Consider the following 6,820-nt stretch of genomic DNA (forward strand, 5'->3'; position numbering starts at 1 on the left):
TCCGCGGGGTCATCCACCGTTCGCGCGCCGGTGGCAAGCGTGCCTGCCTCTTCGGCTTCCCGGGCGACCGACCGGGCTTCTGCCGCCACCTCGTCCAGCGACGTGGCCTGCGCTGAGTCCTCGCTGATTTCGGCGGTGCCAAGGGTGGGCTCGTCCAGGCGGAGTTCGTCGGCAGAAGTGCTCAGTTCCGGCTCGACAGCCTCCGGGGAGACATCGGGTTCCGGGAGATGGACGTCGTCAGCGCTGAGGAGCGGTTCCGACGTGGACGGTTCACCCGGCGCGGCATCGCCGTCCTCCGGCTTGTCCGGCTGATCGCTCATAGTGAACTGCCCCCTCGTGGCCTGCCGGGTGACGGGCCGGCTTTTTCTCCCAAATTACCCCTCGACTCTAGTCAACAATGGGGCCTTCCCGCATGATGGGTGAATTGTCTGTCACGTATTGCCGGATCGCGCCGGTCCGCCCCGCACGACGGACCGGTTAAACCATGTAATCTATAGGTACGACACATTGACCGGATACTCCGGGGCCTCGCTGCGCCTTTAATTCTGAAGGCTACGCGACCACCTCCGGATCGACGCAAAAAGGGGGTCACGCCATGGGGCGCGGCCGTCAGAAGGCGAAAGCCACCAAGCAGGCACGGGACATGAAGTACTTCAGCCCGTCCACAGACTACTCGGCGCTCCAGCGTGAGCTCACGGGCCCCGGTAGTCGCGCCTCCCGCCATGATGATCCGGTAGAGCCGGATTATTCGGCGTATGAGGACAAGTACGCGGACCAGTTTGATGATGAAGAGGACGACGGCGGCACCCGCCGCATCGGCTGAGTCCCTTTCCTGTGAGCTGAAGGCTCACACCACACGTTGAGAACCAGCGGCCCGGACAGAATCTGTCAGGCCGCTGGTTCTTGTTGTGTCGGGGAACTCCGGGTGTACCGGAACAGGTCAGGACGCGTACGCGCCGACCAGCCGAACCGCACCGCCGTCAACACCCTTTGCGCCCTGTACGTAATCCGGGCCGTCGGTGTCTTCGCCGGAAGCCTGTCCTACCTGGCCCATGACCCACGCAGGGACGCCGCGCTCGTTCAGGCGGGCAACGGCGTCGTCGGCTCCTGCGGCGGAAACCACCGCGACCATCCCGACACCGAGATTGAGCGTGCGCTCAAGGTCCGGCAACGGCACACTGCCCAGCTCGGAAACCAGGCTGAAGATCGGGGGGAGTGACCACGTTGAGCGGTCCACGGTTGCTTCAAGTCCGCGGGGCAGCACCCGGGCGAGGTTCGCAGCGAGACCGCCGCCGGTAACGTGGCTGAAACCGTGGACGGCGCCGTCGGAATCGAGGGGGAAGTGCCGGGCAAGGTCAAGGCAATCGGAGGCGTAGACCCGGGTGGGCTCCAGGAGTTCCTCACCCAGGGTGCGTCCCAACTCCGAAACCTGCCGGTCCAGTGCCCAACCCGCCTGGTTGATCACCCGGCGGACCAGGGAATAGCCGTTGGAGTGCAGCCCGGAGGAAGCCATGCCGATGATCACGTCGCCTTCCCTGACGCGGTCGGGGCCCAGCAGTGCGTCTGCTTCCACCACTCCGGTAGCTGCGCCGGCGACGTCGTACTCGTGTTCGCCGAGGAGGCCCGGATGCTCGGCCGTTTCGCCGCCCACCAGGGCAGTGCCCGCCACCGAGCAGGCTGCAGCGATGCCACGGACAATCCCCGCGATCCGCTCCGGAACCACCTTGCCGCAGGCGATGTAGTCGGTCATGTACAGCGGTTCGGCGCCGACCACCACGATGTCATCCACCACCATGCCCACAAGGTCGAAGCCGATGGTGTCATGGATGTCCATCGCCTGGGCGATGGCCACCTTGGTGCCCACGCCGTCGGTGGAGGTGGCGAGGAGCGGCCGGCGGTAGGTGAGCAGCCGCGACACGTCGTAGAGACCTGCGAAACCGCCGACGCCGCCCACCACGCTGGACGTGTGGGTGGCCTTGACGGCGTCCTTCATGAGCTCCACCGCCCGGTCGCCGGCTTCGACGTCCACTCCGGCGCTTGCATAGGTGATGGGGTCGGAAGAGGTCATACCCGCTCTTTCTTGTCTACGTCGGTCAGGAGGGTCTCGAGTTCGTTGCCGGGACCCGGATCGCACCCGTTGGCCCCCGATTTCTCGGCGGGATCAACCCGCTCGAGGAGGTTCTTGCCGCGGCGGTCTTCCTCGGGCAACTGGATGGGGTAGTCGCCGGTGAAGCAGGCCGTGCACAGCTTCTCGCGTGGTTGCCGGGTGGCGTTGATCATTCCGTCTTCGGAGATGTAGGCCAGGCTGTCCGCTCCGATGGACTTGCTGATCTCATCAACGGCGGCGCCGTTGGCGATCAGCTCGGCACGGGAGGCGAAGTCGATGCCGTAGAAGCAGGGCCACCGCACCGGCGGGGAGGAGATCTTCACGTGCACTTCCGCTGCACCCGCCTCGCGCAGCATCCGCACGACGGCGCGCTGGGTATTGCCGCGGACGATTGAATCGTCGACGACGACAATCCGCTTGCCGCGGATCACCGACTCCAGCGCGTTGAGCTTCAGCCGGATGCCGAGTTGGCGCAGCGTCTGGCTGGGCTGGATGAAGGTGCGCCCCACGTACGCGTTCTTGACGAAGCCGTGGGCGAAGGGAATTCCGGACTCTTCCGCGAAACCGACAGCGGCAGGGGTGCCTGACTCGGGGACGGGAATGACGACGTCGGCCTCTGCCTGGTTCTCCCGGGCCAGCTGGCGGCCCATCTCCACCCGGGAGTCGTACACCGAGCGGCCGGAGATGGCGGCGTCGGGGCGCGCCAGGTACACGTACTCGAAGACGCAGCCGGCGCGGGTGGTCGGCGCGAAGCGGCGGGAGCGGACACCGCCCTCGTCGATGGCGATGAACTCGCCCGGTTCGATTTCCCGGATGAAGCTGGCGCCGACGGTGGCGAGCGCAGCCTGCTCGGATGCGACAACCCAGCCGCGTTCCAGCCGGCCGAGCACCAGCGGGCGGACACCGTGCGGGTCCCGTGCCGCGTACAGCGTGCCCTCATCCATGAACACGAAACAGAATGCGCCCTCGATGGTGGGCAGGAGCTCCAGTGCAGTGTCTTCAAGTGAGCGGCCGTCATCGCCGTCGAGCAGGGTGGTGACCAACGCGGTATCCGAGGTGTTGCCCTGCGCCATCTCGCCGGAGCGGGGCTTGCCGTGGCGTTTGAGGACCATCTGGTACAGCTCGGCGGAGTTGGTGAGGTTGCCGTTATGGGCAAGGGCCACGGTTCCGGCGGCGGTGGCGCCGAGCGTGGGCTGCGCGTTGGCCCAGTTTGAGGACCCGGTGGTGGAGTAACGGCAATGGCCCACGGAGATGTGGCCGGTGAGCGTGTTCAGCGTGGCCTCGTCGAAAACCTGGGAGACCAGGCCCATGTCTTTATAGACGTTGATGCGGGTGCCGTCGCTGGTGGCGATGCCCGCGGACTCCTGGCCGCGGTGCTGCAGCGCGTACAGGCCGTAATACGTGAGTTTGGCGACTTCCTCGCCGGGGGCCCAGACGCCGAAGACGCCACAGGCATCCTGGGGGCCTTTTTCGCCGGGAAGTAGATCGTGGGAAAGCTGTCCGTCACCGCGCACCATTGCTACATTCTCTCACGGCGTACCGGGGGTCTCTTCCTGATGCGCTATGTTGCGAACTTTCGTGTAGCTCTGGTGGGTTGCGCACGGTCGAAGCCGCCAAAGGTGCGCAAAAGTTCCGGAGGGTCAGGCGTCGTCGTCCGTGCGCTCCGCCGTCGCCTGCTTCATACGGCGGACGCTGATCCAGTCGAGCAGCAGCACCACGAGCCCGCCCAGCAGCAGTCCGGGCAGCGCAAGGACCACCGTGAAGAAGCCCAGCACGGACTCGCGGGTCAGCGTCGGGTCGGCCGGCCCGGTGTAGGCGATCAGCAGCGCCGCGATGAACCCGATCAGCGCTCCCAGACCCATGAACGGGGCGAACTTCGGGGCCCGCCGGATGGTGACCTGACGGCGTTCGGGAGATTGCTGCGAACTCATGATTCAAGGCTACCGGGGATCAGCCCACCCGCCGGACCAGCTGGTAGCCGGCCTCATCGAACACCAGCGTGTAGTCCTCGCCGGGCCAGGTCTCCTCGGCATGCTGCTCGGCGGTGGCGGGGCGGACGGGCCCCCAGCTGAAGTCCTCGGCGTCTACCACGAGGTAGTCCGGTGCGGGGTTCTCATTTCCGATCCAGTACACCTCGGCGTCCGGCACCAGGTAGGGCATCAGCACCACCCCGGTCTCCACCGTCGAGCCTTCGGGGATCCGGTCCATCATCCGGTGCGCCGCATCCCAGCGCGGCGACTGCTGGAACGTCTCCGGCTTCGACAGCGCCGCGAGCGGCTGGCCCGGCAGGAGCATCAGCGCCACCACGCTGACAACCGGCACGACGGCGGCGCTATAGGACCGCAGCCAGCTGCGGTTGCTGCGGCGGGCCAGCAGGATGGCGTGGATCAGCGCACCGAAAAGGACGGGCATGAGCACGGCGTTGTAGTGCCAGCCGGGCCCCCAGTAGGACTCGTTCGCTGCCGCGAAGCGCCACAGCAGCGTGGGCAGCATCACCCACGCCAGCGGTGAACGCAGGAACAGGAACCCGCCGGCGAGCAGCAGCAGCCAGAGCGTCTCGTATTTCTGTTCGGCGGTCAGCATGGCGAACAGCGTAGGAAGCGGGTCCGCCAGGAGCGCGTCGATGTCGATACGGTCGGAATAGTCGTAGGTGCCTCCGCTGTTCAGCGCCGGCAGGATGACGCCGACGGACAGCGCCACCCAGGCGAGCCCCCACAGAGCCAGTCCCAAGCCGGCCAGGTAGCGGCTCCGGAAGCGCCAGGCCAGCACCAGCCCGAACGCGAACACAGTAAGCCCCATGTCCTCCTTCACGAACACCAGGAGCCCACTGACAACGACGGCGGTGCGCAGCCTGCCTTCGATGTACGCCTCCATTGCCAGCGCCAGGAGGGGCAGCGCGAGCGCCACTTCGTGGAACTGCACCGCAACCGCGGACTGGATGCCCCAGGAGAGGGCGTAGGCGGCCCCGAGGAACAGCCCGGGCATCCGGCCCACGTGCCGCACGGCGAGCCGGGTGAGCACCAGGGCCGACCAGCCCACCAGCAGGTTCTGCACCACCAGGAGCGTGAGCGCGGACGGGAAGAATGCATAGGCGGGCCCGAGGAGGACGAGCAGCGGGTGGAAATGGTCGCCGAGGAGATTGAACCCGTGGCCTTTGATCGGAACGATCGGCGCATCGAGGCCGGCGTATGCCTTTGCGAGCTGGGTGAAGATGCCGAGGTCCCAGGACGGGATGTCGAACCTGTTCCACTGGGTGATCGAGAAGACCGTGTACAGTGCGGCGGCGGCCCCCGCGACCGCCCAGCCTTCCACCGGCTGGCGGCGCAGGGCGCTGCCGGCGCCGCGCAGTCCGCGGACCAGGAAGTTCTGCCTGCTGCCGTCGCGCTCGAGGATCATGCCGGGCCCGGTGGCTGCGGCGCCTGGGGGAAGAGCGGCAGCAGTGCGGAGAGGTCCGCGCGCTGGCCGGAGGCGGAGACGGCGCCCGATGCCACTGCCTGTGCCCAGTCCACTTCCCCGATGATCAGGGCAAGCCAGGTGTCGGCGCTGGTTTCAATGACGTTCGGCGGGGTGCCGCGGGTATGGCGCGGGCCCTCCACGCACTGGGTGACCCCCAGCGGCGGGACGCGCACCTCCACGGTGTTGCCGGGTGCTCGGGCGGCGAGCTCCTCCAGGGAGTAGCGCACCGCCGTCGCGCGTTCGGTGCGGTCGGTGCTGCCGGCGACCACCGCGCGGACCGCAGCGCTGCCCGCGGCCGCAGGGATACGCCGTCGTGCCATGGTCAGTCCAGCAGCGCCATGACCGGAGCGGCAAGACGCAGCCTGCCGACGGGAACACCGCCGCCCAGCACGGGCTGCACAACCTTCTCCAGCACGGGTGCCACGTCCTCGGCGTCGAGGGCGCCGGAGGCCGCGAGGAGGGTCAGGCCCACCAGGGTGGTGGCGCGGATGTTTCCGTCCAGGATCTTGAGCGCCATCGAGACGCCGGTCGGAGCGGCCATCACGAGGACGCCCTCGGCGCCGTTCTTGGCCAGGATCCCGAGGTCTTCCATGACCACGGAGTTCTCGCGGCCGTGGCCGTGGACCGCCCACGGATAGTCGAGCATGGCCGTGGCGATGGTGGCTGCGCGGGCGTCGGCGTTCTTGTCACCCGGTGCCCTGGCGATCTTGCCGATGCCGCGGGCCAGCCCGGTGAGGGAGACTGCGCCGAGCGGGGCGCCGCAGCCGTCCACCGCCCAGTGTTCCACCGTCTCTTCGGTGTACTCCTCGATGACGGCGGCGATGCGCTGCTGCAGCGGGTGGTCCCGGTCGAGGTACGTCTTGTGGTCCCACGAATTCTCGGTGCAGGCCCAGAGGAAGGCGGCGTGCTTACCGGAGCAGTTGAACGCCACCCGCTGGCGCCCCTTGTCGGTGCGGATGAGCCAGTTGCGGGCTTCCTCGTCCTGCGGCCAGTCGGCGGGGCACTGCAGGTCATCCTCCGTGACGCCCGCCGCGCTCAGCATGGACTTCACCACGTCCATGTGCTCGTGGCTGCCCACATGGCTCGCCGCCGCGAGGGCTACCTGCGCCCCCCGCAGCGGGACCCCGGCCTGCATGGCGGCCAGGGCCTGGAACGGTTTCAGGGTGGAGCGAGGGAAGATCGGCGCATTCACATCGCCGAGTTCCGTGACCGTGGAGCCGTCAGCCGCGAGCACCACGGCGGAGCCGATGTGGCGGG

The 6,820-nt window shown here is 67.8% G+C and carries 8 protein-coding genes; 1 reads left to right on the forward strand and 7 read right to left on the reverse strand.

All coding sequences use genetic code 11. The features are described 5' to 3' along the window. A partial coding sequence (locus tag X803_RS22095; protein ID WP_051470450.1) for a hypothetical protein occupies nucleotides 1-320 on the reverse strand: 320 nt, incomplete at its 3' end. A 275-nt stretch (nucleotides 321-595) separates the two neighbouring features. Here X803_RS22095 and X803_RS0104550 point away from each other — a divergent pair. Continuing rightward, nucleotides 596-823, forward strand: coding sequence for a DUF3073 domain-containing protein (locus tag X803_RS0104550; RefSeq protein ID WP_026544214.1), 228 nt, complete (start codon nucleotides 596-598; stop codon nucleotides 821-823). A gap of 117 nt (nucleotides 824-940) precedes the next feature. Here X803_RS0104550 and purM read toward each other — a convergent pair whose 3' ends face one another. From purM to X803_RS17830, 6 genes are all read right to left on the reverse strand, one after another. Beyond that, entirely contained in the window at nucleotides 941-2,068 is a 1,128-nt protein-coding gene (gene purM / locus X803_RS0104555; RefSeq protein ID WP_026544215.1) for a phosphoribosylformylglycinamidine cyclo-ligase, read from the reverse strand. Then, nucleotides 2,065-3,624 carry an amidophosphoribosyltransferase gene (purF, locus tag X803_RS0104560; RefSeq protein WP_026544216.1) on the reverse strand — a complete coding sequence of 520 codons (1,560 nt, stop codon included), beginning with the start codon at nucleotides 3,622-3,624 and terminating at the stop codon, nucleotides 2,065-2,067. Before purF ends, purM begins: the two co-directional genes overlap by 4 nt. 123 nt (nucleotides 3,625-3,747) lie before the next feature. Continuing rightward, nucleotides 3,748-4,038, reverse strand: a complete 291-nt coding sequence (locus tag X803_RS0104565) for a hypothetical protein (protein ID WP_026544217.1) — start codon at nucleotides 4,036-4,038, stop codon at nucleotides 3,748-3,750. A 19-nt stretch (nucleotides 4,039-4,057) separates the two neighbouring features. Beyond that, nucleotides 4,058-5,503: a DUF2079 domain-containing protein gene (locus X803_RS0104570; protein WP_051470451.1), complete on the reverse strand. Its 1,446-nt coding sequence runs from the start codon at nucleotides 5,501-5,503 to the stop codon at nucleotides 4,058-4,060. Then, the gene (locus X803_RS0104575) at nucleotides 5,500-5,883 is read right to left on the reverse strand and encodes a sterol carrier family protein (RefSeq protein WP_026544219.1); all 384 of its coding nucleotides are present in this window, start codon (nucleotides 5,881-5,883) and stop codon (nucleotides 5,500-5,502) included. Before X803_RS0104575 ends, X803_RS0104570 begins: the two co-directional genes overlap by 4 nt. A gap of 2 nt (nucleotides 5,884-5,885) precedes the next feature. Next, nucleotides 5,886-6,820: asparaginase (locus tag X803_RS17830; RefSeq protein ID WP_035777921.1), on the reverse strand; the 935-nt coding region annotated here is incomplete at its 5' end.

Source organism: Arthrobacter sp. 35/47 (assembly GCF_000520475.1).
Lineage (GTDB): Bacteria > Actinomycetota > Actinomycetes > Actinomycetales > Micrococcaceae > Arthrobacter_D > Arthrobacter_D subterraneus.